The 22860-nt window shown below is 39.5% G+C and carries 23 protein-coding genes, 2 pseudogenes and 1 riboswitch; of the genes and pseudogenes, 19 read left to right on the top strand and 6 right to left on the bottom strand.

Translation table 11 applies throughout. The features are described 5' to 3' along the window. Window positions 1-57: 57 nt before the first annotated feature. Both WDJ61_RS12250 and WDJ61_RS12245 read left to right on the top strand, forming a co-directional pair. On the top strand, window positions 58-1932 hold the full coding sequence (locus WDJ61_RS12250; protein ID WP_338750088.1) for an LTA synthase family protein: 1875 nt from the start codon (window positions 58-60) through the stop codon (window positions 1930-1932). 114 nt (window positions 1933-2046) lie between these two features. Then, on the top strand, window positions 2047-2931 hold the full coding sequence (locus WDJ61_RS12245) for a M14 family metallocarboxypeptidase (RefSeq protein ID WP_338750086.1): 885 nt from the start codon (window positions 2047-2049) through the stop codon (window positions 2929-2931). A gap of 106 nt (window positions 2932-3037) precedes the next feature. On the opposite strand, the gene WDJ61_RS12240 is transcribed toward WDJ61_RS12245, so the two are convergent. After that, window positions 3038-3214, bottom strand: coding sequence for a DUF2759 domain-containing protein (locus WDJ61_RS12240; RefSeq protein ID WP_338750084.1), 177 nt, complete (start codon window positions 3212-3214; stop codon window positions 3038-3040). A 187-nt stretch (window positions 3215-3401) separates the two neighbouring features. Here WDJ61_RS12240 and WDJ61_RS12235 point away from each other — a divergent pair, with 187 nt between their 5' ends. Then, window positions 3402-4034: an MBL fold metallo-hydrolase gene (locus WDJ61_RS12235; protein WP_338750082.1), complete on the top strand. Its 633-nt coding sequence runs from the start codon at window positions 3402-3404 to the stop codon at window positions 4032-4034. A 234-nt stretch (window positions 4035-4268) separates the two neighbouring features. On the opposite strand, the gene WDJ61_RS12230 is transcribed toward WDJ61_RS12235, so the two are convergent. Together WDJ61_RS12230 and WDJ61_RS12225 are read right to left on the bottom strand one after the other, a co-directional pair. Next, window positions 4269-4511: a DUF2626 domain-containing protein gene (locus WDJ61_RS12230; protein WP_338750080.1), complete on the bottom strand. Its 243-nt coding sequence runs from the start codon at window positions 4509-4511 to the stop codon at window positions 4269-4271. A gap of 82 nt (window positions 4512-4593) precedes the next feature. Continuing rightward, entirely contained in the window at window positions 4594-5283 is a 690-nt protein-coding gene (locus WDJ61_RS12225) for a helix-turn-helix transcriptional regulator (RefSeq protein WP_338750078.1), read from the bottom strand. 161 nt (window positions 5284-5444) lie between these two features. Here WDJ61_RS12225 and comGA point away from each other — a divergent pair, with 161 nt between their 5' ends. Genes comGA through WDJ61_RS12180 form a run of 9 tightly spaced genes read left to right on the top strand, consistent with a single transcriptional unit; the run spans window position 5445 to window position 10166 of the window. Next, window positions 5445-6530 carry a competence type IV pilus ATPase ComGA gene (comGA, locus tag WDJ61_RS12220; RefSeq protein WP_338754789.1) on the top strand — a complete coding sequence of 362 codons (1086 nt, stop codon included), beginning with the start codon at window positions 5445-5447 and terminating at the stop codon, window positions 6528-6530. Further along, window positions 6457-7524, top strand: a complete 1068-nt coding sequence (gene comGB, locus WDJ61_RS12215) for a competence type IV pilus assembly protein ComGB (protein WP_338750075.1) — start codon at window positions 6457-6459, stop codon at window positions 7522-7524. The genes comGA and comGB overlap by 74 nt, the downstream gene beginning before the upstream one ends. 15 nt (window positions 7525-7539) lie before the next feature. Continuing rightward, entirely contained in the window at window positions 7540-7857 is a 318-nt protein-coding gene (gene comGC / locus WDJ61_RS12210) for a competence type IV pilus major pilin ComGC (RefSeq protein ID WP_338750073.1), read from the top strand. Further along, the gene (gene comGD, locus WDJ61_RS12205; RefSeq protein WP_338750071.1) at window positions 7847-8308 is read left to right on the top strand and encodes a competence type IV pilus minor pilin ComGD; all 462 of its coding nucleotides are present in this window, start codon (window positions 7847-7849) and stop codon (window positions 8306-8308) included. Before comGC ends, comGD begins: the two co-directional genes overlap by 11 nt. Next, window positions 8292-8597: a hypothetical protein gene (locus tag WDJ61_RS12200; protein WP_338750069.1), complete on the top strand. Its 306-nt coding sequence runs from the start codon at window positions 8292-8294 to the stop codon at window positions 8595-8597. The genes comGD and WDJ61_RS12200 overlap by 17 nt, the downstream gene beginning before the upstream one ends. A 10-nt stretch (window positions 8598-8607) precedes the next feature. After that, complete coding sequence (gene comGF, locus WDJ61_RS12195; RefSeq protein WP_338750067.1) at window positions 8608-9015, top strand: competence type IV pilus minor pilin ComGF; 408 nt, start codon at window positions 8608-8610, stop codon at window positions 9013-9015. Continuing rightward, complete coding sequence (locus WDJ61_RS12190) at window positions 9012-9392, top strand: hypothetical protein (protein WP_338750065.1); 381 nt, start codon at window positions 9012-9014, stop codon at window positions 9390-9392. The genes comGF and WDJ61_RS12190 overlap by 4 nt, the downstream gene beginning before the upstream one ends. A gap of 49 nt (window positions 9393-9441) precedes the next feature. Beyond that, window positions 9442-9972, top strand: a complete 531-nt coding sequence (locus WDJ61_RS12185) for a shikimate kinase (protein ID WP_338750063.1) — start codon at window positions 9442-9444, stop codon at window positions 9970-9972. 14 nt (window positions 9973-9986) lie between these two features. Further along, window positions 9987-10166, top strand: coding sequence for a YqzE family protein (locus WDJ61_RS12180; RefSeq protein WP_338750061.1), 180 nt, complete (start codon window positions 9987-9989; stop codon window positions 10164-10166). 11 nt (window positions 10167-10177) lie between these two features. Here WDJ61_RS12180 and WDJ61_RS12175 read toward each other — a convergent pair whose 3' ends face one another. Both WDJ61_RS12175 and WDJ61_RS12170 read right to left on the bottom strand, forming a co-directional pair. Beyond that, entirely contained in the window at window positions 10178-10972 is a 795-nt protein-coding gene (locus WDJ61_RS12175) for a YqhG family protein (RefSeq protein WP_338750059.1), read from the bottom strand. Beyond that, entirely contained in the window at window positions 10941-12641 is a 1701-nt protein-coding gene (locus WDJ61_RS12170) for a DEAD/DEAH box helicase (protein ID WP_338750057.1), read from the bottom strand. Before WDJ61_RS12170 ends, WDJ61_RS12175 begins: the two co-directional genes overlap by 32 nt. Window positions 12642-12798: 157 nt before the next feature. Then, window positions 12799-12889: riboswitch (glycine riboswitch) on the top strand. A 194-nt stretch (window positions 12890-13083) separates the two neighbouring features. On the opposite strand from WDJ61_RS12170, the gene gcvT reads away from it, so the two are divergent. From gcvT to gcvPB, 3 genes are read left to right on the top strand one after another with little or no spacing between them, the layout of a single operon-like run. Further along, complete coding sequence (gene gcvT, locus WDJ61_RS12165) at window positions 13084-14187, top strand: glycine cleavage system aminomethyltransferase GcvT (protein ID WP_338750055.1); 1104 nt, start codon at window positions 13084-13086, stop codon at window positions 14185-14187. 24 nt (window positions 14188-14211) lie between these two features. Continuing rightward, window positions 14212-15558, top strand: coding sequence for an aminomethyl-transferring glycine dehydrogenase subunit GcvPA (gene gcvPA / locus WDJ61_RS12160; RefSeq protein ID WP_338754788.1), 1347 nt, complete (start codon window positions 14212-14214; stop codon window positions 15556-15558). Next, window positions 15551-17023: an aminomethyl-transferring glycine dehydrogenase subunit GcvPB gene (gcvPB, locus tag WDJ61_RS12155; RefSeq protein WP_338750053.1), complete on the top strand. Its 1473-nt coding sequence runs from the start codon at window positions 15551-15553 to the stop codon at window positions 17021-17023. Before gcvPA ends, gcvPB begins: the two co-directional genes overlap by 8 nt. Before the next feature lie 34 nt (window positions 17024-17057). Here the strand turns inward: gcvPB and WDJ61_RS12150 are convergent, their stop codons facing one another. Further along, window positions 17058-17465 (bottom strand): rhodanese-like domain-containing protein, encoded by a 408-nt coding sequence (locus WDJ61_RS12150; RefSeq protein WP_413789011.1) that lies wholly within the window; start codon window positions 17463-17465, stop codon window positions 17058-17060. A 140-nt stretch (window positions 17466-17605) separates the two neighbouring features. Here WDJ61_RS12150 and WDJ61_RS12145 point away from each other — a divergent pair, with 140 nt between their 5' ends. The 4 genes and pseudogenes from WDJ61_RS12145 to WDJ61_RS12130 form a co-directional block, all read left to right on the top strand. After that, window positions 17606-18442, top strand: a complete 837-nt coding sequence (locus WDJ61_RS12145) for a biotin/lipoate A/B protein ligase family protein (protein ID WP_338750049.1) — start codon at window positions 17606-17608, stop codon at window positions 18440-18442. A 296-nt stretch (window positions 18443-18738) separates the two neighbouring features. Then, a pseudogene (locus tag WDJ61_RS12140) lies at window positions 18739-19527 on the top strand (ribonucleotide reductase N-terminal alpha domain-containing protein); the annotation flags it as partial. A 500-nt stretch (window positions 19528-20027) separates the two neighbouring features. Beyond that, window positions 20028-20810, top strand: coding sequence for an HNH endonuclease signature motif containing protein (locus WDJ61_RS12135; protein WP_338750047.1), 783 nt, complete (start codon window positions 20028-20030; stop codon window positions 20808-20810). A 290-nt stretch (window positions 20811-21100) separates the two neighbouring features. After that, a pseudogene (locus WDJ61_RS12130) lies at window positions 21101-22840 on the top strand (vitamin B12-dependent ribonucleotide reductase); the annotation flags it as partial. Window positions 22841-22860 lie beyond the last annotated feature (20 nt).

Raw genomic sequence — 22860 nt, 5'->3', positions numbered from 1 at the left:
ATTGCTAAAAAAAGCAAGTGCTGTAAGTTGTGAGGGCTGTACTAAGGAGGGTGTTTAATGAAAGGAACCTTACGCAACAATGTAACGTTAATTGCTGTTGCCGTTTTGTTCTTATGGTTGAAAACGTATATTACTTATAAAACAAGCTTCCATATGGATATTGAAAACACTTTACAAGAGATTATTCTGTTTATTAATCCGTTGAGTTTTATTATGCTCGCACTGGGAATAAGTTTGCTGTTTAAAAGTGAGAAAGCAAGAAATCGTTATATAATGATCACCAGCTTTGCACTAACGATCTTGCTATATGCGAATGTAGTATTCTATCGCTTCTTTAATGACTTTATTACGTTACCATTGTTGTTCCAAACAAGCAACTTTGGTGATCTTGGCAACAGTGTAACGGAAGAATTTAAGTGGTATGATATTTTCTACTTTGCAGATTTAATTTTATTGGCCATCATTTTAAAAGTGAAGCCAAAGTTTGTTTCATTTCACTCGGTGACAAAGACAAATCGACGTGCTTATTTTTTAACTGCAATTGCTATATTGTTCTTAAATCTTGGACTAGCTGAAATTGAGCGTCCACAGTTATTAACAAGAACATTTGATAGAGAAATGCTTGTTAAAAATATTGGGACGTTTAATTATCATATTTATGATATTGTGTTGCAATCAAAATCATCGGCGCAACGTGCGCTTGCAGATGGTAGTGAGTTAGCAGATATTGAAAACTATACCGATGCTAATTATGCTAAACCAAATGATGACTTGTTTGGTGTGGCCAAAGGGAAGAACTTGATCCTTGTTTCCGTAGAATCCACGCAAGAATTCGTTATTAATAATAAAGTGAATGGTCAAGAAATCACACCATTTATGAACCAATTTGCCAAAGAAAGTTTATATTTTAATAATTTTTATCATCAAACAGGACAAGGGAAAACATCTGATGCTGAATTTCTTGTTGAAAACTCATTGTATCCATTAAGCCGTGGAGCAGTGTTTTTTACTCATTCAGGCAATAAGTTTAACTCTATGGCTAAAAGTTTAGACGAAAATGGTTATTATACGAATGCTATGCATGCGAATAATAAGAGTTTCTGGAATCGCGACATTATGTATAAATCTCTAGGTTATGAGCGTTTTTATGAAGTTGGAGATTATGATGTGAATGAAGAAAATAGTGTCAACTGGGGTATGAAAGATATTCCGTTCCTTGAACAATCTGTTGAGCATATGAAAGACATGCCTCAGCCTTTCTATTCAAAATTGCTGACTTTAACGAATCATCATCCATTTTATTATGATGAAGAAGACAAGCTCATTGATGAATTTACATCTCAAGATGGAACTGTTAACCGCTATTTCGTAACGGTTCGATATACAGACGAAGCGCTCAAACATTTTGTGGAGCAGTTAAAAGCATCAGGTCTTTATGAGAATTCAATGATTGTCCTTTATGGAGATCATTATGGTATTTCGGAGAATCATGATAAAGCTATGAGCGAATATTTAGGTAAAGAAGTGACACCGTTCGTTTCTACTCAATTGCAAAAAGTACCATTTATGGTTCATATACCAGGCGTTGAAGGTAGAGTGATCGAAAGTGTTGGAGGTCAAGTGGACGTTCGACCTACACTGCTTCATTTACTTGGAATTAATACAAAAGATGATTTGCAACTCGGACAGGATTTATTGTCTGCTGATCATGAAAATTTAGCGGTCTTCCGTGATGGACGCTTTGTCACAAAAGATTACGTTTATGCAGATAATAAATGTTGGGATAAAAACACAGAACAGCCAACCGATAAAAAATACTGTGAACCAGCTATGGAGAAGGCTTCAACTGAACTGAATTATTCAGATCAGATTATTTATGGCGATTTACTTCGTTTTTATGATCCGAATTCTGCCAAGAAACCCGCTCAATAATGTGAAGAAAAGCTTGCCTATTATGGTGAGCTTTTCTTTTTTTCTTTGTTTAAAAAAGTGTACAGGCTACGTTGCATATATTATGAGGATGAAGTTTTTATAAGGGGGGATTTCATGTCTTTTTTATGCTTTCGGCCTTATGATTTTCAGCAACTATTAATAGATATAAATCAATTGAAGAATAGTTATTCATTTGTTCGTTTGTATGAGATTGGAAAAAGTGTAGAGGGACGATCGATATGGGAAATCAAGATTGGTGAGGGAAAAAGAAAAGTGCATTTTAACGGGTCATTTCATGCAAATGAATGGATTACTTCTTCTGCATTACTTTCCTTTGTTAAGGAGTATGCAGAGGCGATTGCAAAAGGTGATGTAATAGAAGGAATCTCATCTCAGCTTTTATTCAGTGAAAATAGTTTGTCGATTGTCCCTATGGTTAATCCTGATGGGGTGGAGTTAGTCATCAATGGGCTCTCCACAAAGAATGAACAACAGGTCATATCTATAAATGGTGGCTCCACTGAATTTTCGGGGTGGAAAGCGAATATTCGTGGAGTGGACTTAAATAATCAGTATCCAGTCGGTTGGGAAATTGAAAAAGAAAGAAAAGAGCCTAAATCGCCTGCCCCACGCGATTATCCAGGAGATCGGCCACTAAGTGAACCGGAAGCGATTGTGATGGCTGAATTGCAAATAAGGGAGCAATTTGACCGCGTTCTCGCCTTTCATACACAAGGAGCTGAGTTCTATTGGGGGTATAACAATAAAGAGCCTGAAGAGTCTAAATGCTTGGCCGAGAGGTTTGAGCGAGTGAGTGGGTATGAGGCGGTTCGTTTCATCGATAGTCATGCGGGGTTTAAAGATTGGTTTATTCAAGAGTATGAACAGCCTGGATTTACGATCGAGCTTGGAAAGGGGTGTAATCCGCTTCCGCTTACTCAATTACCAGCTATGTATCAAGCAACAAGAAGTATTTGTATAGCGGCTTTATTAGAATAAATTAGGAAAGAGCTGTCTGTAAAGCGGCAAGCTATTCCTTTATAAAAGAAAAAGCAAGCGCTTTATTAAGACAGCTCTTTGACGATCCGGTCATTTTTTTAGAATTTTAGTGTGCTCCAGGATAGCCAGAATTAATGAAGGTCATGATTGTAAACCATCCGAACACGCCAGCAGTTCCAAGGCCAAAAAGAATACCCAGAATATTTTTGCTTTTTAAAGCGCTCAATGAACCGAATACGGCAAGAATCGCCACAAGACCGAAAATAATAATTAAGCCGTTCATTGTCAAACCCCTTTCTTGTTCTACTCAATACCTACAGAGTTTATAATAGTTTATGTAAAACAAGTACATACACACCATTATTTTATAGTTTTTTTCAAGGTTTGTCGAGGTGAAATATGATAGTTCTTTAAATAGACATGAATGACTGGTACGATAAGAGTATTACAGTAGAAAGGTGTGCTGAAAAATGAATTGGTCACAACTGCCGTTAGGAACATTGCAGACGAATTGTTATGTACTCTCAAATAGCGAAAAAGAATGTATTATTTTTGATCCAGGAGCAGAGGGAGATCGGCTGATGGAATGGTTGCATGCTAATGAACTCTCACCGTTAGCTGTGTTATTAACCCATGCACATTTTGATCATATTGGTGCCGTTGAGGATGTTCGCAATGCATTTCATATTCCTGTCTATCTTCATGTCGAAGAAAAGGATTGGTTAATGAATCCCTCATTGAATGGTTCTGAGTTCTTCCATATGGGGAGAGTGAGTGCAGCCCCTGCAGATCGGATTCTTACGAATGAAGAAGAAATTCAGATCGGAAATTTTCAATTTAAATTATTTCACACTCCGGGTCACTCACCGGGAAGCATCTCTTATTATTATGAACGAGGTCAGGCTGTTTTTTCAGGGGATGTTCTTTTTAGGGGAAGTATTGGACGAACAGATCTTCCTAGAGGAAGCCGTGATCAATTAATTGAAAGCATTCATCGCCATCTTCTATCTCTTCCTGAAGAAACGATTGTCTTACCAGGACATGGGCCAGCAACAAGTATTATCGAGGAAATGGAGAGCAATCCTTTTTTAAATGGTTTTTAATACAAAGCTTTGTTAAATAACGATGTTAATTTTGACCACTTTTGACTCATTCGTGCAGCACGCTTTCAGCGGACGCTGAAAGTGAATGGAACGAAAAGAAAACGTCGAGAAAATGTATTTTCTCGACGTTTTCTTTTCGTTCTATTTCAATGAGTCAAAAAATCAACATTATAATTAGCATCGCCTAATACAAAAAACCAGCCACTGATGAAGTAGACTGGCTTTTCTGAGTAATTAATGCACAGCTCCTGGAGTCATCATAAATGTAGTCCAGTATGTGAATCCCGCAAAGAATACAGTTAAGTACGCTGCAAACACATAAATATACATTCTTTCAGTTAATTTTAAATAGCTCACTAGTAAGAAAAATCCCGTTTGACCTAAGAAGATTAGAGCAGTAATATTCATATGGCCAAGATAAAACATTACTGAAAAGATGCCTGTCCAAAATGCTAAAACACGAAACATCCGATCCATTATGTATCCCCTCCTTTATACAACACTCCATCAATATCTTATTATAATGGAATAGTCATGCAATTGTAAACGTTTCTTTAGGTTAGTTTGTGACGATTACATGATATGTACACTCTTTACATCCATCTGTCATGCTGGAAGTTTGTTGAAATGACAACTGTTTAAACAAACTGTCGAAGGCTCCCTTTAAAAAAGCGATATGTACTTGACATGTAAGTTCACTTTGTCGTTCTACAGCTTCTTTAAAAGGGCAGTTGTACAGAGTGAAATGAATGTGTATCCCATCTTTCTTTTCCTCAACTACTGGAATGTATCCAGTCATTGCCGAAATTTCCTGTAGCAATTGTAGTTTTTCCTCATTTGATAATGTGCTTTCTCTGCTTATTTTTTGTCTAATCGTTTTTTCACCGAATGAATAAGCGATTTTTTTGGCCTCTGCTATGCCTAACTCACCAATGGAGGCAAGGGCTGATAAGGCAATATTCGCAAGTAGTTGAAAATCTCTGTGAGGAAAAGAGAGCTGGATAGACTTTTCAGAAGGCTTGTATAACTTTCCTGGTCTGCCGCCTTTTCCGGATTTGTGTAAAAAAGAATCAATTATTTCAATATCCTCTAATTTAGACAGGTGTAGCCGTGCCACATTCGGATGAATATCAAATTGTTTCGCAATTTCTTGGACGGAAACTTCTTTTTGGTGCTTGACCATATACTGATAAATTGAAAACCTTGTGGGATCAGCTAGTGTGGCGGTCGTTTTTAATGTTTGTTCCATTTCAAACACTCCTATGTTGTTTATTATTCCCATTATAGTCAACAATCAATCGAGAAGAAATGATAAAAGTCATACATGAAAAAAATCTGAAAAAAAGAAGGAGTTGAAAGATTCATGTCGAAATGATTGGGTAGCAAAGTGAAAGGTGGTGAAATTTGTACATGGTGGTTGAAAAGGTGGTCGAAGAGATATTGAGTGAAGCATTAGCCCTCAATTCTACTGATATCCACTTTATCCCTCGTCAACACGGATATGCCGTTCAGTTTCGCTCCTCAGGTCAATTAATTCCCCATACTGAATTTTCCTTACGAGAAGGAGAGCGATTAATTTCCCATGTTAAGTTTATGGCATCTATGGATATCGGTGAGAAACGAAAGCCTCAAAGTGGTTCTTTTCAGTTAGACTTGTCTGGCTTTGTTGTCTCTTTACGCATTTCCACTCTTCCTACAGCCCTCTCTAAAGAAAGCCTCGTGATTCGATTATTACCTCAGCAAGCCGTCCTTGATATGTTTCAATTATCCTTATTTCCTAATTCAGCTCAAAAATTGCTTGCGTTATTATCACATTCTCACGGGTTGATTGTTTTTACTGGTCCAACCGGCAGCGGTAAGACGACCACTCTTTATTCGCTTATTCAACATAGTGCCAATCAGCATGGGCGTAATGTGATTACATTAGAAGATCCGGTTGAAAAGCAAAATGATCGCTGGCTTCAAGTGCAAGTGAATGAAAAAGCGGGTGTCACGTATTCCACAGGGTTAAAAGCGATTTTGCGTCACGACCCAGATGTGATTATGGTGGGTGAGATTCGTGATGAAGAAACAGCTAGGATTGCGATACGAGCGGCATTAACGGGTCATTTAGTTCTGACGACGTTGCATACAAAAGATGCGAAAGGAGCGGTGTTTCGGCTTCTTGAGTTCGGATTAAAATGGCATGAAATTCAGCAAACGCTCGTTGCGGTGACAGCTCAGCGACTGGTGAATTTAATGTGTCCTCAATGTGATACTGCTTGCTCTTTGTATTGTCGTTCGGGGAATAGACGCAAGCAAGCGACGGTGTATGAAATCTTAAGTGGAACGAATTTGCAAGAGGTCTTGAAGGAAGCGAAAGGAGAAGGTGGAGACTATCAATATCCGTTATTAAAAGATTTATTAAGAAAGGGGATCGCCCTTGGATATCTCTCTCAAAAAGAATATCATCGTTGGGTATTTGAAGAAGAGGAACGCGACAAAGTACCAAGGTGAATTTATTTTTCGTCTTGGGGAAATGCTGCAGCAAGGCTTTACAATCGGTGCTGCCCTTGAATTTTTATTATTAAATTTCGATCGAAATCATCATGAATCCATTCGCTTAATTCGATCTGAATTAAATGCAGGGGCTCCATTGAATGAAATTCTTCAACTGCTTCAATTTCCCTCAACGATTTGTCTTCAAGTGTTTTTTGCTGAAAAACATGGACATCTGCCCGCCACGTTAAAGTACGCTGGAGACCAATGGAAAAAAACAGAGGAAGCTAAAGAAAAACTAACTAAGTTGCTTCAATATCCATTGTTTCTACTTTTTATTTTATTTATGCTGTTGTTTCTATTGAACCGATTTTTAATGCCTCGATTTGAAGATCTTTATTCTGCACTCGGTTTTACCCCACAAGGAGGAACATTTGCATTGATTGCGTTTTTGCAAGTCGCCCCTCCATTGATTATGATGACTGCCTCTCTATTTCTTATCATTTTCACGGTGCTCTTTCTTTATTATCAAAAACAAACCCCACAGAAAAGAATCTCTCTTTTAATGAAAATACCAGTTATCTCCTCTTATTTTTCATTGTTTTTCACGCGCTTGTTCTCAAAGGAAGTGTCTTATTTGCTTAAAAGCGGTTTTGCTGTGAACGAAGTATTGCTTATTTTGCAGCAGCAAACGATGCATCCGATCTTAAAGCATATAGCTACTGAAATGACTGCCGCTTTATTACTTGGTCATTCATTTGCTGAAGCCGCTGAACAAATGCCTTGTTTTGAAAAACAATTAGTTAAGCTTCTTCGTCATGGGGAAGCGAATGGTCGACTAGCAGAAGAGCTGTTTATTTTCAGTGAGTTTTGTGAGGTATTAATTGAAAAAAGAGTGAAGAAAATGTTAGACATCTTGCAACCATCTATTTTTCTATTTGTTGGTACAGTCGTTGTTGCTATCTATTTATCTGTCATGTTGCCGATGTTTCAAATGGTGGGATCGGTATAAATTGGAGGGAACAAAATGACAAAAATAATCAAAAATGATCAAGGCTTCACACTCATTGAGATGATGATTGTGCTTTTAGTTATATCGGTGCTGTTATTTGTTGCCATTCCGAATGTGGCTAAGCAAAGTAAGAATATTAATGATAAAGGGTGCAGTGCTTTTCAGCATATGGTAGAAGGTCAGGTGCAAGCTTTTCGAATAGAAGAGAAGAGAATTCCAGAGTCTCTTTCTGAAATGGCTAAAATGGGTTATTTGAAAGAGGATGAAACTGAGTGTCCAAATGGGCAAAAATTAACGATTGGTAAAGATGGAGAGGTCAGTATTGTTAAATAGGAGCATGAAGCATGTTCGTAATCAACAAGGGGTTTCTATGATCGAGATGCTGATGGTTCTTTCTATCTTTCTCATCATATTGGCTGCTGCGATTATTCCTTTTCCAAAGATGTTGGATAGCATGGAGAAAGAGAAATTTATCGATCAATTGCAGGCCGATCTTTACCTTGCTCAATCCCATGCTATATCGAAACAAGAGATTGTCAACGTTCAATTACTAACGACAAGAGATTCCTACCGAATGAAAACAATGACCGCTCCTTCAACGGTACTTGTTCAAAGAAAGTTTCCCGATTCCATTCGGCATTTAGACGGTTCTTTACAGGAGATTTGGTTTTTACCAAATGGGAATACGAATCGTTTTGGTACGATGCTTTTTAAATATAAAGATGGATATATAAAAGTTGTGTTTCAAATTGGCAAGGGGAGATTTTATGTGGAAGAACAATGAAAAGGGCTTTTCTTTAGCCGAAAGCTTGCTGTCACTTTCAGCTGTGTTGATCTTGACTATACTGATTTTGCCTTTGCTTTTGCAAATGATTGGTCAATCGAAAGCTTTATGGGAAAGGGAAAAAGCGATGAGAATTTTATTTGAAGAGGGAGAAAAACGGCTACGTGAGGGGAATAGCTTTACTTACGTTTATGTGGAGGAAGGTGAAGAATATAAAATATCATGGGAAGCTAGAGCGGTTGCGTGTGTGGAAGTGTCCGGGAAGCAATTTTGTATTCAGCAACAATAAAGGTTTTACTATGGTGGAAGCTTTACTTATTCTTATGGTGTTTATGACGATTGCTGCCCTTTTCCCGATGATATATGGAACTGTCTACCGCGTCAATGAGCAACTAGAGCCTGGTAGAAAGTCAGAGTGGGAGCTGTTTGTGATTCAGTTGCGAAAAGAAATGTATGACTCTCAATCATGGACCCCAGCCAATGATAAGCTTTTCTATCATCATGAAGGACAGAACATTTCCATTGAAAAATATAAACAAGGAGTGAGGAGGAGGGTCAATGGAATGGGGCATGAAATGATTCTTCAGCAGGTGGAATCTATCCAGTTCTATTGGGGGGAGAACCAAACCCTTTGCACAAAAGTGATCTTTATCAATGGAGAAGAGGAACAGGCACAATTTTACGCGTTGCCTGAAAAAGCGTTATGAAAAGATTCATTTTAAATGAACGCGGTGTATTGTTTCCTTATGTGTTATTACTTTTTATCGTGGTTTCGTCAACGGCTATTTTAGGCGTGGAAATTTTCATAAGCAAGCAAAGAACCGCTATGTATTTAACTGAATATTACGAAATAAAAGTGATGGAGCTGATGACCTTGCAGTACTTGAGTCCTCAGCTTGACCAAGGAATGGCTATTTCAGGAGTGTTTGTAACCAATAAGGGAGAGGTGAACTACTCCGCCTCTCCAGAAATAGATCCAGACCAATATGTGATTCATTTAAGAACGAAGAAAGAGGGTTCCAATTTTTATTCCAAGGTGGTTTATGATCAAACGACAAAGCAAATTGTAAAACGTATAGAATAACGGCAAAGCACTCGATATAATAGAAATATTAGGTAGGAGGAGGTGCGAGATGACGACGATTTTTATTACTGGATTCATGGGAGCTGGTAAAACGACCATTGGCAAACTATTAGCTGCTCAGTTACATGTTCCAGTCATCGATACAGATGTTTATATCGAACAGCAGGAAGGAACAGCTATTTCCGAGATTTTTCGTCATAAAGGGGAAGCATATTTTCGAGAGGCAGAAACAGCCGTCCTTCAAAAGCTCTGCACAAACGAAAGGAAACTCGTCACAACGGGCGGTGGGATTATTATGAAAGAAAAAAACCGTCAGTTGATGAAGCAACATGGGTCCGTCATTTTTTTAGAAGCGGATTTAGCTGTCATATTTGATCGGCTCAAAGATGATACTAGTCGACCGCTCATTCAAAATCAAGAACAATCTCGTATTCAACAGTTATACGAAAAACGGTTGCCGCTGTACAAGGAAGCAGCTGATTTCATCATTCATACGACGAATCAAACAGCCGAACAAGTAGCGGAAGAAGTGATTCAACGTTTAAAGCTCGAAAGAAACGGAGAAACTAACACCGTCTAATAGGAGGTGTTAGTTTGTCTATCTATGAATTTATTCGCTATTTGACTCACAGAGTTCTCTCTTATTTAAATGAACCAAAAGAAGAAAGAAAACAAAAGCGGCAGCGGAGAAAAACGGAGCGACCAGCCTTTTCGTCTAGGTGGTTTGGTGTCTTACCTTGGGCTCTCCGCCAGCTTTTTCGAAAAAGTTCATAGTCGTAAACGTTCTATAAACCATTTGGCGGGGTCAAATAGATGATTCCGCCATTTACAATATCTACTTTAATTTTCGGTTCATATCGTTTTTTTAATGCCGCTTTTTCGAGAAAGAAAGCTTCTGGTTCCTCCTCCTCTTCTTCATAAAAAGAATTCAACAAGGACAGGTCCTCTTCCCATCTTCTTATCGCTTGCTTCGCCCATTGTTGATCTTCGTTTTGTAATCTTTGTTCCAAAAATTGGTTAATTCGTCGAACGCCGCTTAATGGTTTGATTAAAGGTGCAATGGTAAAAGAGAAATCAGGGATTTTCCCTGAGAGTGATTTTCTTTCAAGTGTGTGCATGAACTGTTCTTGAATTTGCCCATTGATCAAATTTAGCCCGAATGAATGAAACTGTTCTTTCTTGCGATCAGCCTCATATGATACTTTCACATTCGTTAATAGCCAAGGGTGGAGCGCTTGTTGCCGATTTAAGGTTTGTGGTTGTTCATAAAGGCGGATAAAGCCAGCATGTTGTTTAGCTGATTGAAAAATTTGCTGTAGCCGTGGAGCTCCGAAATGAACAACTTCCCCTTTTAATTGACCTTGAGCTTCTTTCTGATTGGTAATGAGCGTTAATGAAAGCGGTTCGCCGACCAATCCTGTCTTCTCAATGTAGTGCCAGTAAAAAGGACGGTTCATTAGTTCCTTATCCATTTCAGGTGTTAGCTTAACAGTCAGTGAACAAGAGGTTTGCTCCATAACGGAACATTCTGCCATTGTAAAGTATTGTTCAAGAAATTGATGAATTTCGTTTGTTTGCAAGAGTGTCTTCCTCCTTTTTCCACTCATCGGCAAGCTCAAAAGCTGCTTCGAAATTTTTTATTTTGATTTGCAATTCTCCTTCGGTTTTTGAATGTTGGAAAATATCTGTCAAATGCTCTTGCATATTAGGGATCTCCATTTTTGTTAATATATCATCTAGCTCTCCGATGGCTTGCTCAAATAAGTGGATTTTCTCATATAATAGCTGCAAAATGCGATCCTCAATTGTATCTTTAATGGAAAAATTGTATATATGGACATCCTTTGTTTGACCAAAGCGATGAATACGGCCAATTCTTTGTTCAAGTCTCATGGGATTCCATGGAAGATCAAAATTAATAAGGTGATGACAAAACTGCAAATTCAGACCTTCTCCACCGGCCTCTGTCGCAATTAATACTTGAGCATGATTTTTGAATAACTCCTTCATCCAATCCTTTTTTCCACGTTTAAAACCGCCGCGAAAAGGAACCGAACTAATACCGTGTTGTTTAAAAAACCACTGTAAATAAAGTTGAGTGGCTCGGTATTCGGTGAAAATGATCACTTTATCATTGATGGATTGAACCAGTTCCAATGCTTTTTGTGCTTTTGAATTTTCAGGTACAGCTTCAATACAGGATAGAACCTTATCGAAGCTCTCAGGTAGTTGTTCGGAAGGTTCTCCCCATTGTTTCGCCATGTTTTTTAATGTATAAAACACAGCTTCTTTACTACTGCAGGCTTCCCGTTGCAAAGTCAGTAAAGAGAACGAGCTTCCCATTTGTTCGGGCTGTTCGCGGATAAAATGCTCAAGGGCTTCATAAAGGGCACGCTCATGTTGATTAAACTCAATTTGAATGTTCTCGACATTTCTTGCTGTCCATTCCACCCCTGTATCTTGCCTTCGATGACGAACCATCACTTTATCCATCAATTTCATTAAATGTTGATGGTTCTGCACTTGGCGATCCCCTTTTTTAAATTGTTCACTAAACTGCGTTTCGTTTCCTAAATGTCCAGGCTTTAATAGAGAAACGAGGTGAAACATTTCATCTAGGCGGTTTTGGATCGGTGTAGCCGTTAACAGCAAACAAAACTTCTTTTTTAAATGCCGTACAAATTGATAGTTTTTTGTTTTATGGTTTTTTAGTTTATGTGCCTCGTCAATAATCACTAAATCATATTCTTGTTCATAAATTTTTTCTTGATGAGGACTCCTTTTGGCCATATCAATCGAGGAAATGACAATATCGCATTGATCCCAAGCATAGGATTTCTTTTGAGCGATCGCAGGGATATAGAATTTTTGATTCATTTCATTTGCCCATTGTGAGACAAGAGAAGCGGGGGTTAAAATTAATACTTTCTTTACCAATCCACGAATTAAATATTCTTTAAGGATTAGTCCCGCTTCAATCGTTTTTCCAAGACCAACTTCATCTGCTAAAATAGCTTTCCCATTCATTTCTTCAATAACCTTTCTAGCAGTTTCTAGCTGATGAGGCAAAGGAGCGAGGTCGGGTAAAAAATTAGGGGCTAACAATCCTTCGAAATTAGCAATTAACATTCGTGTTTCCATTTTGATTGCGGATTGAAAGAGTGGCCAATTTCCCCATGGACCATCTTGATTGAATCTTTTCTCAAGTTCTTCTCCCCAAGCTTCATTAAACAATATATCTACACTCATGTGCAAAACTCCTTTATAAAAATGATTGCGAAAACCTCATTGTTAATGGTAGGATGTAAGGGAACAAAATATTATGTCATTTCGCAAAAACCGAACGATAGTCGTTTTTTATATGCGGATGTTCATAGTATGCCCATTTTTCAATTTAATATTGCGAATGAAGGCAAGGGGAGAGACTGTTTATGCGGCGCCGAAGGAGCAAACAAGTAATTTGTGAATCTCTCAGGCAAAAGAACTCTTGCTGGACGCACCTCTGGAGAGCGTTTCGTTAACGAAACCACCAAAGAAGACAGCCTGTTCAGTCAGGGTAAACTTTCAGGTTCAAGGACAGAGAACAACTTTTATAAGCTGTTCTCTGTCCTTTTTTAATGGAAGTTCCTAAGTGAAGGATGGAAACAGCGTTGGATGTCACACGAAAATCAATAATCAAGGGGGAAGGTTAATGGGAGACTTAAAACGTACGCCACTATTCGAATCATACAAGCAGTATGGTGGAAAAACGATCGATTTTGGTGGATGGGAGCTTCCTGTTCAGTTTTCAAGTATTAAGGAAGAGCATGAAGCAGTCCGAACAAAAGCAGGGCTATTTGATGTGTCGCATATGGGTGAGATCACAGTCAAAGGAAAAGATGCATTCACGTATCTTCAAAAAATGATGACGAATGATCTTTCAAAATTGAAGCCTAATGGTGCCATTTACACAGCGATGTGCTATGAGAATGGTGGAACAGTAGATGATTTACTTATATATATGCTAGCTGAAGAGGACTACTTGCTAGTAGTGAATGCCGCCAATACAGAAAAAGATTTTGATTGGTTAAAGCAACACGAAGAAGGAGAGGTTCAACTTGAAAATGTGTCCAATGATTGGGCGCAGCTTGCTCTTCAAGGTCCTTTAACGGAAAAAGTGCTTCAAAAACTTGTGAAAGAAACTGATTTAAGTGAAATTAAATTTTTCAAATTCCGTCAAGGTGTTCATGTGGCAGGGGTGCCGGCACTTGTTTCACGCACAGGCTACACTGGGGAAGATGGTTTTGAAATTTATTGCCAAAGCTCTGATGCCACTAAACTGTGGCAAGACATTCTGGCAGCTGGAGAAGAAGAAGGCGTGCGACCTTGTGGATTAGGTGCCCGTGATACGCTTCGTTTTGAAGTAAATCTCGCGTTATACGGACAGGAGTTATCGAAAGACATTTCACCAATTGAAGCGAATCTTGGTTTTGCTGTGAAAACAAACAAGGATTTCTTTATTGGCATTGAAGCATTAACTGCTCAAAAAGAAAATGGTCCAGCAAGAAAGCTAGTCGGTCTTGAAATGATTGACCGCGGTATTCCTCGTCATGGCTATCCTGTGTACGCTAGCAGTGGAGAAGAACTTGGATTCGTGACAACAGGTACACAATCACCAACATTAAAGAAAAATATTGGGCTTGCTTTATTGAAAGCTGAACATATATCTATGGATACAGAAGTGTTTGTCGAAATTCGCGGCAAAAAACTAGCAGCCAAAATAGTCAAGACACCATTTTATAAACGTTCAAACTAAGAGGATAGGAGAGGGGATGAAATGATGAAGCATCGTTACTTACCAATGACAGAGGCCGATCAAAAGGAAATGCTTTCAGCGATTGGCATTAAAGCAATTGATGAATTATTTGAAGATATTCCAGAGGAAGTGCGCTTTCAAGGGTTATACAATATTAAAAAGGCAAAAGCGGAACCTGCTTTGAAAAAAGAATTGAGCACGCTTGCTGCGAAAAACGCTCACGCTAAACAATACACTTCTTTTTTAGGAGCAGGTGTATATGATCATTACGCTCCATCGATTGTTGATCATGTCATTTCACGTTCAGAATTTTACACAGCGTATACACCATACCAGCCAGAAATCTCTCAAGGGGAGTTACAGGCAATCTTTGAGTTTCAAACGATGATTTGTGAATTAACGGGTATGGATGTGGCCAACTCTTCGATGTACGATGGTGGAACCGCGTTAGCAGAAGCGGCGATGCTGAGTGCAGGACAAACAAAAAGAAAGAAAGTGCTTGTATCAGAAACCGTTCATCCAGAATCTCGCGACGTGTTGAAAACGTATGCGAAAGGCCAGAACATTGAAGTGGTGGAAATTCCTCATAAAGATGGAGTAACAGATATCGATCAATTAAATGCTCTTGTTGATGATGAAACAGCCGCTGTGATTGTTCAATATCCGAACTTTTTTGGAGCGATTGAATCCTTACCTGACGTAGAGAAAGTCGCTCATCAGCATAAAGCGTTATTTGTAGTCTCTGCTAACCCACTTTCACTTGGTGCATTGACACCTCCTGGAAAGTTTGGTGCTGATATTGTCATTGGTGATGCTCAACCATTTGGTATCCCGGCAAGCTTTGGCGGACCGCACTGCGGTTATTTTGCTGTGACGAAAAAACTGATGCGCAAAGTGCCTGGGCGTCTAGTAGGTCAAACACATGACGACGAAGGTCGTAGAGGGTTTGTATTAACATTACAAGCGCGTGAGCAGCATATTCGCCGTGACAAGGCGACTTCTAATATTTGTTCCAATCAGGCGTTAAATGCCCTAGCGGCGAGTGTGGCAATGACAGCTTTAGGAAAAAAGGGAATCAAAGACATTGCGCTGCAAAATCTGCAAAAAGCTAATTTTGCGAAGGAAACATTAAGACAACATGGAGTAGAGATTGTTTTCACTGCACCGATTTTTAACGAGTTTGTCGTTCGTTTACATCAACCAATTAAAGAAGTAAATCAACGATTATTCGAAAAAGGAATCATTGGCGGATATGACCTTAGCTTAACTTATCCAGGTCTTAAAAATTGCATGCTGATTGCTGTAACAGAATTGCGTACAAGAGAAGAAATCGAATTACTTGCGAAAGAATTGGGGGATATTCATGAATAACAACGACCAATTACTCATTTTTGAAATGTCTCAACCGGGCCGGATTGGCTATAGTTTGCCAGAGCTAGATGTTCCTGAACAAGATGTATCCAATCTGTTACCTGCTGGTTTTTTGCGCGAGGAAGAGCCGGAGCTACCTGAAGTATCAGAGCTTGATATTATGCGTCATTATACAGCGCTATCTAAAAGAAACCACGGAGTAGATTCAGGGTTTTACCCGCTTGGTTCTTGTACGATGAAGTACAATCCGAAAATTAATGAAGATGTGGCTCGTTTTGAGGGCTTTGCTCATATTCACCCGCTTCAACAAGAAGAGACTGTTCAAGGGGCACTTGAGTTAATGTATGATCTTCAAGAGCACTTGAAAGAAATCACGGGGATGGATGAAGTTACATTGCAGCCAGCGGCAGGAGCGCAAGGTGAGTGGACGGGGCTGATGCTGATTCGTGCATTCCATGAAGCGAATGGCGACTTCAACCGAACAAAAGTGATTGTTCCGGATTCTGCTCATGGAACGAACCCGGCGTCTGCGACGGTGGCTGGATTTGAAACGATCACTGTTAAATCAGGTGATGACGGGTTAGTAGATATAGAAGATTTAAAACGTGTCGTCGATGAAACGACAGCTGCTTTAATGTTAACGAATCCTAATACTCTCGGATTATTTGAAGAAAATATTTTAGAGATGGCTGAAATTATTCATAGTGTGGGCGGAAAAGTCTATTATGACGGAGCGAATTTAAATGCTGTTTTATCGAAGGCTCGTCCTGGAGACATGGGCTTTGATGTTGTTCATTTAAATCTTCATAAAACATTTACGGGTCCTCATGGCGGCGGCGGACCAGGTTCAGGCCCTGTCGGAGTGAAGGCAGATTTAATCCCGTTCTTGCCAAAGCCTGTGCTTGTTAAAGAAGGGGAGACGTACCGATTCGATTATGATCGTCCACAAGCAATTGGCCGCGTGAAGCCTTATTATGGAAACTTCGGTATCAATGTTCGAGCGTATACGTATATTCGTTCTATGGGGCCGGACGGATTAAAAGCGGTAACGGAATACGCTGTATTAAATGCTAACTATATGATGCGTCGCTTAGCTCAGCATTTTGATCTGCCGTTTGACCGTCATTGTAAGCACGAGTTTGTATTAAGCGGAAAACGCCAGAAAAAGCTTGGTGTACGCACATTGGATATTGCGAAGCGTCTGCTTGACTTCGGTTATCATCCGCCAACCACCTACTTCCCATTAAATGTAGAGGAATGCATCATGATTGAGCCAACGGAAACAGAGTCAAAGGAAACGTTGGATGCCTTTATTGATGCGATGATTCAAATTGCGAAAGAAGCGGAAGAGAATCCAGAAGTGGTTCAAGAAGCCCCTCATACGACAGTGGTTGGCCGTCTAGATGAAACAACAGCCGCACGCAAGCCGATCCTTCGCTACGAAAGACCGCTGCAAAACGCTTAATCATAATAAAAAACTGCCTCGCGTGGGCAGTTTTTTATTTGACCTTTACTTTTCCAGTCCATTTCTTGAAGCCGCCTTCAAGATGGCTAATATCTTGATAGCCTTTTTTATGTAATATCAAGGCAGCTCGGCCACTTCGAATTCCGCTTTGGCAGTAAAGATAAACTGGTTTGTCAGGACGGATTTCCTTCATGCGTGTTTTTAATTGGCTCACCGGAATATTTCGAGCACCTAAAATATGGCCCGCTTCAAATTCGTTCGACTCGCGCACATCAATTAACTGAGCTTTACGATAACCTTTAATGAACTCTTCCTGTGAAAGTGGTGTGACCGCTTTTTTCTGGGAAAAATACATATATAAAGTGTACAAAATAATGGCGCCTAAAATGGCAACAATGGTATACAGCAACGTATACACCCCTTTCAAGTAAAATTGCACCATTATCTATTATAAACGTGCTTGAATTAAGAATCAAAAGAAATTAAAACAATGGTTTCATTTTTGAATAGGCCTTTGTTTTTTAGTCGGTATTTGATAGACTGTATGAGGGAATTTACAAACGAAAAAGGCGTGCATAGATCATGAAAAAAGAAGTATGGAAGTTTATTGACTCTGGCCATCGTTCAGCTAGTTATAATATGGCGATGGATGAAGCATTACTAGATTGGCATAGCCAAGGGGAAATTCCACCAGTGATTCGTTTTTATGGTTGGGAGCCAGCTGCATTATCGATTGGTTATTTTCAAAAAGCAGAAAAAGAAATCAATATGGAAGCGGTCAAGAAACATGGGCTTGGTTTTGTGCGTCGTCCAACAGGGGGCAGAGGCGTTCTTCACGAGCACGAGTTAACGTACAGTGTCATTGTATCTGAAGAACATCCAAACATGCCTACGGGAGTGACGGAGGCCTATCGTGTCATTTCAGAAGGGATCTTAAAAGGATTTCACCACCTCGGTTTAGAGGCATATTTTGCTGTGCCTAAAACGGAAGAGGAGAAAAGTGCATTGAAAAATCCGCGGTCTTCCGTCTGTTTTGATGCGCCTAGCTGGTATGAGCTTGTGGTGGAAGGGCGAAAAGTTGCCGGAAGTGCTCAAACAAGGCAAAAGGGTGTGATTTTACAGCATGGCTCCATCTTGTTAGATCTTGATGAAGAAAAGCTATTTAGTCTGTTTAACTACCCAAACGAACGCGTCAAAGAAAGAATGCAAAAAGCATTTAAAAATAAAGCGGTAGCGATCAATCACATTAGCCCTAAAAGAATTACATTAGACATGGCTCGTGATGCCTTTAAACAAGGCTTTGAAGATGGTCTAGAAATCGAGTTAGAGCCGCTTGAACTGTCAGATGAACAGGCAGCTTATATCGAAAAAATTGCAAAAGAGCGCTATGAGTCAGATGAATGGAACTTTAGACGATAAGCTATTTTATCGTTCGTCCCTATGTTTATGTGAGAAAGAATATTTTTGTTTTTATGCAACCTTGAAAATTATTCTTTTAGCCGGATTAGCATTTGTTTTTCTGATGAAATCTCTCTTTTTCCGGCAAATACAGCAGTTTAGTAGCTTGACAAAAAAATGATTTTAACTCAATATGTAGTAATGTAAACAATAGAACAAACACAATATATTGTGTTTGTTCTAGTTTTTTTATCAAAATATATGGGTATAGAATGTAAGAACTACCAAGAAAAATTGTATAAAAAGGAGTTGTCGATATGTCTGTTACGTCTGCAAAGAATATGTCCATCAACATTGATAGGCTGAATAAAGACATTAGCGTTTTCCCTCAGGTTCATCCTGTCACCCCTGAAATGAAAGTCACGCATAAAGGGGTTTCACGCCTTGTGATGATCGACCGCTATTCATTTAAAGACACAGAAAAGGTGACCTTAACAGAAGGCGATTTCGTTGTATTAACTGTTAAAGAAGATCCGAAATTTCCCGCTCGAGGTGTTGGGTTCATTGTGAGCATTGACTGGCAGGACAAGAAAGCAGAAGTGTTAGTCGATGAGGAATTCCGCAGTGCACTAGATGATCCACAAGAACAAGAAACGGGTATCATTTGCCGTTCCCTTGATGTGATTGAAAAGCCGCTAGAAATTTTCTACGAGCAAATTGCAAAACGTAATGCGACAGGTCTTGCCTCCGTTGAAAAAACAGAAGAAAAGCGGAAAGAATGGTTTGAGAAGTTTTATCAAGAACTTGTTCAATTGAACTTCATTCCGGCCGGACGAGTTCTATATGGAGCAGGTGCTGCTACAGACGTGACATATTTTAACTGTTACGTGATGCCGTTTGTACAAGATTCACGCGAAGGCATTTCAGAGCACCGCAAGCAAGTGATGGAAATCATGAGCCGCGGTGGCGGAGTGGGAACAAACGGTTCAACACTGCGTCCGCGCAACACGTTAGCTAAAGGAGTCAACGGAAAATCTTCCGGATCAGTCTCTTGGCTAGATGATATCGCTAAGCTCACACATCTTGTGGAGCAAGGTGGGTCCCGTTAAACAGTCTCCAAACGGCGGGAGTAAAATCTTGCGAATTGCTGGGAACCCCTAAGAACCTTATTTACCACAACGTGATTGGAAACGATGAGCGTGAAGGTTTGAAAAAAATAAGGATTGGGCAATCAGCAGCGAAGGGTCTTTGGAAACAAAGGTCAACGTTCAACGACTATTGAAACTTCCTAAGGTTTTTAGGTGAAAATCAACTGACTGGCTGGTGAGTAAAGTGAGAGCTAAGGAAGGAGTAAACCATAGTAAACGGCAACGTCACTATGGGGCGCAAGACAAAGAAGAGCTTAAATTTTCTTCTTTGATGATATAGTCTGATCTCATGTGAAAGCATGAGAGCTGGGCAGAAATGACCTGGCCCTCTCAAAAAGAGAGAGTAACAAAAAAGCGTGGAGCACAGATGATTATGTTGGCGGATTAAAAAAGTTGAAAGTTGTTTGTTTTTCCGTTATCCTCCAATTAGGAACAAATGTTCTTTTTGGGGGAGGATCATGAAGTTTACAAAAGAATATTTATACCAAAAATATGTAGTTGAAGGGTTATCTGCGGAAGCAATTGCTAAAAATGTTGGTTGTTCAAGAGATCAGGTTAAAGGGAAATTAAGACGATACGGTATACGAAAAAAACCTTTTAAAGTTGGAAATGAACTTTATGACAATAGAGAATGGTTATACAACCAGTATGTGAAGCTCGAGAAAGGATATACGGTAATTGCAAGTGAACTAGGAGTTAGTTATAGCACTATCTTAAGTCGTATCCTTTATTTCGGTTGGGAATTAAGAGGACACAATGAAATTGATAAGGGTGCTCCTAGAAGAGGAGCGAAACACAAAGAAAGTTCATTGTTAAAAATTAAAAAGTCACGAGTTAAAAAAAGAATTAACACCTCTTGTACGTATTGTCATAAAGAATTTGAAATCGTATTGTCGGCATTTCACAAATCAGAGAGAAATTTTTGCAACCAAACGTGTTTTAGAAGCTTTCTAAAAGACAACAGAGTTATTACAGAAGACATAACCAATTCTGCTGCATATAAAGAATGGAGATTAAAGGTATATAAAAGGGATGGGTATAGATGTAAAATGCCGGGGTGCTATTCACAATCAAGAGATATCGCAGCTCATCATATTTACCCTAAGAAAACATATCCCGAATTAAAATTTGAGGTCTCCAATGGTATTACTTTATGTAAAACTTGTCATGAAAAAACATACGGAAAAGAAGAACAATTTATAAAAATGCTAGTCCGCGTCGTTCAGAGAATGAACGATTAGAAAACCGGGTGAATTGCAGGGAAATCCTGAGAGGCAATTAAGCTACAACGTGACTGGAAACGGTGAGCGTGAATGCTAAAAAATTAATTGCATTGGACAATCTGCAGCCAAGCGCCGTATAGGTGAAGGTTCAACGACTATCGAAAACATTCGAATGGAATGGAAGTAGAGTAGGAAAATATTTTTTTCCGAAGCGCCCGGCCCCTAACAGATAAAGCTGAGGGTGATGATATAGTCTATTCCGTCTGCATAAGCAGAGTTAAAGTATCCTGAAAAGGACGGTACAATTGTGGCACCCTGATATTGTTGAATTCATTATTTCAAAAATGCAAAACCCGCGTATTTTACGCTTCTTGATTGAAAATACAGAAGATGAACAAATTAAAAAAGCAGCGCAAGAGAAGCTGAACTTTAAGCCATTGTCTGAACGTGAAGAAGCTATGTATCAAGGAGTGGTTAATTACAAAAACATTCCTGGTTACGGTGGCTTCAGCCCTGAGATTTTCTCAGATGCCGAAGAAAAATTGCGTACAGGCGGAACATATACCGTACATCATCCAGAATTTTTAACAGGAGCCAACATTTCTATTTGCCTAACGAATGATTTTATGGAGGCAGTGGAAAAAGATGCGGAGTATGAATTGCGCTTCCCAGCTGTTGAAACATACAGTAAAGAAGAAATGCAATATTACAATGAAAACTGGCATAAAGTTGGCGATGTGCGCGAGTGGAAAAAACAAGGTCATGCCGTGCGAACTTACCGAAAGATCCGTGCACGTGAACTTTGGAACTTGATTAATATTTGTGCAACATACTCGGCTGAACCAGGCATTTTCTTTATCGATAATGCGAATGAAATGACGAATGCGAAAGCTTACGGCCAACAAGTTGTTGCGACAAATCCATGTGGAGAACAACCACTTGCACCATTTTCTGTCTGTAATTTAGCTGCTGTGAACTTAGCAGAGATGGCAGATAAAGAAACAAAAACGGTGAACTTTGAAAAGCTAAAGCAAACGGTAGCTGTGGGCGTTCGCATGCAGGATAATGTGATTGATGCGACACCATACTTCCTTGAAGAGAATAAAAAGCAAGCATTAGGCGAACGTCGTGTTGGCCTAGGAGTAATGGGACTTGCGGATCTATTGATCTACTGTGAAAAAGAATACGGTTCACCAGAAGGTAATGAGCTAGTCGACCAAGTATTCGAAGTAATAGCTGTTACTGCCTATAAAGAATCCGTTGAATTAGCGAAAGAAAAAGGCAGTTTCCCATTCCTTCAAGGGGAAACAGAAGAAGAAAGCAATCGTCTAAGACAAGCTTTTATTGAAACAGGTTATATGAAAAAAATGCCTGAAGATGTGCGTGAAGCGATTCTTGAACACGGAATCCGCAATTCGCACTTATTGACTGTTGCTCCAACGGGAAGCACTGGAACAATGGTCGGTGTATCAACAGGTTTAGAACCATATTTCTCATTCACTTACTATCGAAGCGGCCGCTTAGGTAAGTTTATTGAAGTGAAAGCGGATATTGTGAAGGAGTATTTAGATCGTCATCCAGAAGCAAATCCAGATCAGTTGCCTGAGTGGTTTGTGACGGCGATGAGCTTGTCTCCTGATGCACATGCGGATGTGCAATGCGTGATTCAGCGTTGGATCGATAGTTCGATCTCTAAAACGGTGAACGCACCACGCGGGTACACGGTGGAACAAGTAGAACAAGTGTATGAGCGCCTTTATAAAGGCGGAGCAAAGGGTGGTACGGTTTATGTAGATGGAAGCCGTGATTCCCAAGTGCTTACACTAAAAGCAGAAGAAAATGTTTTTGAGGAAACGGAAGCGAAAACAAAAGAACATGAAAACCACGTTGTTCTTGTGGATACGATTCAAGAAATTCGTTCAACCAATGTGACGATCGGTAGTGAAGTAGGCAACACTTGTCCCGTTTGTCGCAAAGGAACAGTAGAAGAAATGGGCGGCTGTAATACATGTACAAATTGCGGTGCCCAACTAAAATGTGGTTTATAAAATAAGAAAACGGCTATCAA

This window comes from Bacillus sp. FJAT-52991, assembly GCF_037201805.1.
Taxonomy (GTDB): Bacteria; Bacillota; Bacilli; order Bacillales; family Domibacillaceae; genus Bacillus_CE; species Bacillus_CE kandeliae.
Note: the sequence above shows the minus strand (reverse complement) of the source record. Positions and strands in the feature narration are given on the sequence as shown.

Excerpts from the sequence above, each read along its gene's own strand:
- WDJ61_RS12145 (WP_338750049.1), top strand. The coding sequence starts at position 17,606 with ATGAAAAAAGAAGTATGGAAGTTTATTGACTCTGGCCATCGTTCAGCT.
- gcvPB (WP_338750053.1), top strand. The coding sequence starts at position 15,551 with ATGAATAACAACGACCAATTACTCATTTTTGAAATGTCTCAACCGGGC.
- WDJ61_RS12225 (WP_338750078.1), bottom strand. The coding sequence starts at position 5,283 with ATGGAACAAACATTAAAAACGACCGCCACACTAGCTGATCCCACAAGG.
- WDJ61_RS12230 (WP_338750080.1), bottom strand. The coding sequence starts at position 4,511 with ATGGATCGGATGTTTCGTGTTTTAGCATTTTGGACAGGCATCTTTTCA.
- WDJ61_RS12185 (WP_338750063.1), top strand. The coding sequence starts at position 9,442 with ATGACGACGATTTTTATTACTGGATTCATGGGAGCTGGTAAAACGACC.
- WDJ61_RS12135 (WP_338750047.1), top strand. The coding sequence starts at position 20,028 with ATGAAGTTTACAAAAGAATATTTATACCAAAAATATGTAGTTGAAGGG.
- WDJ61_RS12235 (WP_338750082.1), top strand. The coding sequence starts at position 3,402 with ATGAATTGGTCACAACTGCCGTTAGGAACATTGCAGACGAATTGTTAT.
- WDJ61_RS12240 (WP_338750084.1), bottom strand. The coding sequence starts at position 3,214 with ATGAACGGCTTAATTATTATTTTCGGTCTTGTGGCGATTCTTGCCGTA.
- WDJ61_RS12150 (WP_413789011.1), bottom strand. The coding sequence starts at position 17,465 with ATGGTGCAATTTTACTTGAAAGGGGTGTATACGTTGCTGTATACCATT.
- gcvT (WP_338750055.1), top strand. The coding sequence starts at position 13,084 with ATGGGAGACTTAAAACGTACGCCACTATTCGAATCATACAAGCAGTAT.
- comGF (WP_338750067.1), top strand. The coding sequence starts at position 8,608 with ATGGTGGAAGCTTTACTTATTCTTATGGTGTTTATGACGATTGCTGCC.
- comGC (WP_338750073.1), top strand. The coding sequence starts at position 7,540 with ATGACAAAAATAATCAAAAATGATCAAGGCTTCACACTCATTGAGATG.
- comGA (WP_338754789.1), top strand. The coding sequence starts at position 5,445 with ATGGTGGTTGAAAAGGTGGTCGAAGAGATATTGAGTGAAGCATTAGCC.
- WDJ61_RS12200 (WP_338750069.1), top strand. The coding sequence starts at position 8,292 with ATGTGGAAGAACAATGAAAAGGGCTTTTCTTTAGCCGAAAGCTTGCTG.
- WDJ61_RS12250 (WP_338750088.1), top strand. The coding sequence starts at position 58 with ATGAAAGGAACCTTACGCAACAATGTAACGTTAATTGCTGTTGCCGTT.
- WDJ61_RS12170 (WP_338750057.1), bottom strand. The coding sequence starts at position 12,641 with ATGAGTGTAGATATATTGTTTAATGAAGCTTGGGGAGAAGAACTTGAG.
- gcvPA (WP_338754788.1), top strand. The coding sequence starts at position 14,212 with ATGAAGCATCGTTACTTACCAATGACAGAGGCCGATCAAAAGGAAATG.
- WDJ61_RS12245 (WP_338750086.1), top strand. The coding sequence starts at position 2,047 with ATGTCTTTTTTATGCTTTCGGCCTTATGATTTTCAGCAACTATTAATA.
- WDJ61_RS12190 (WP_338750065.1), top strand. The coding sequence starts at position 9,012 with ATGAAAAGATTCATTTTAAATGAACGCGGTGTATTGTTTCCTTATGTG.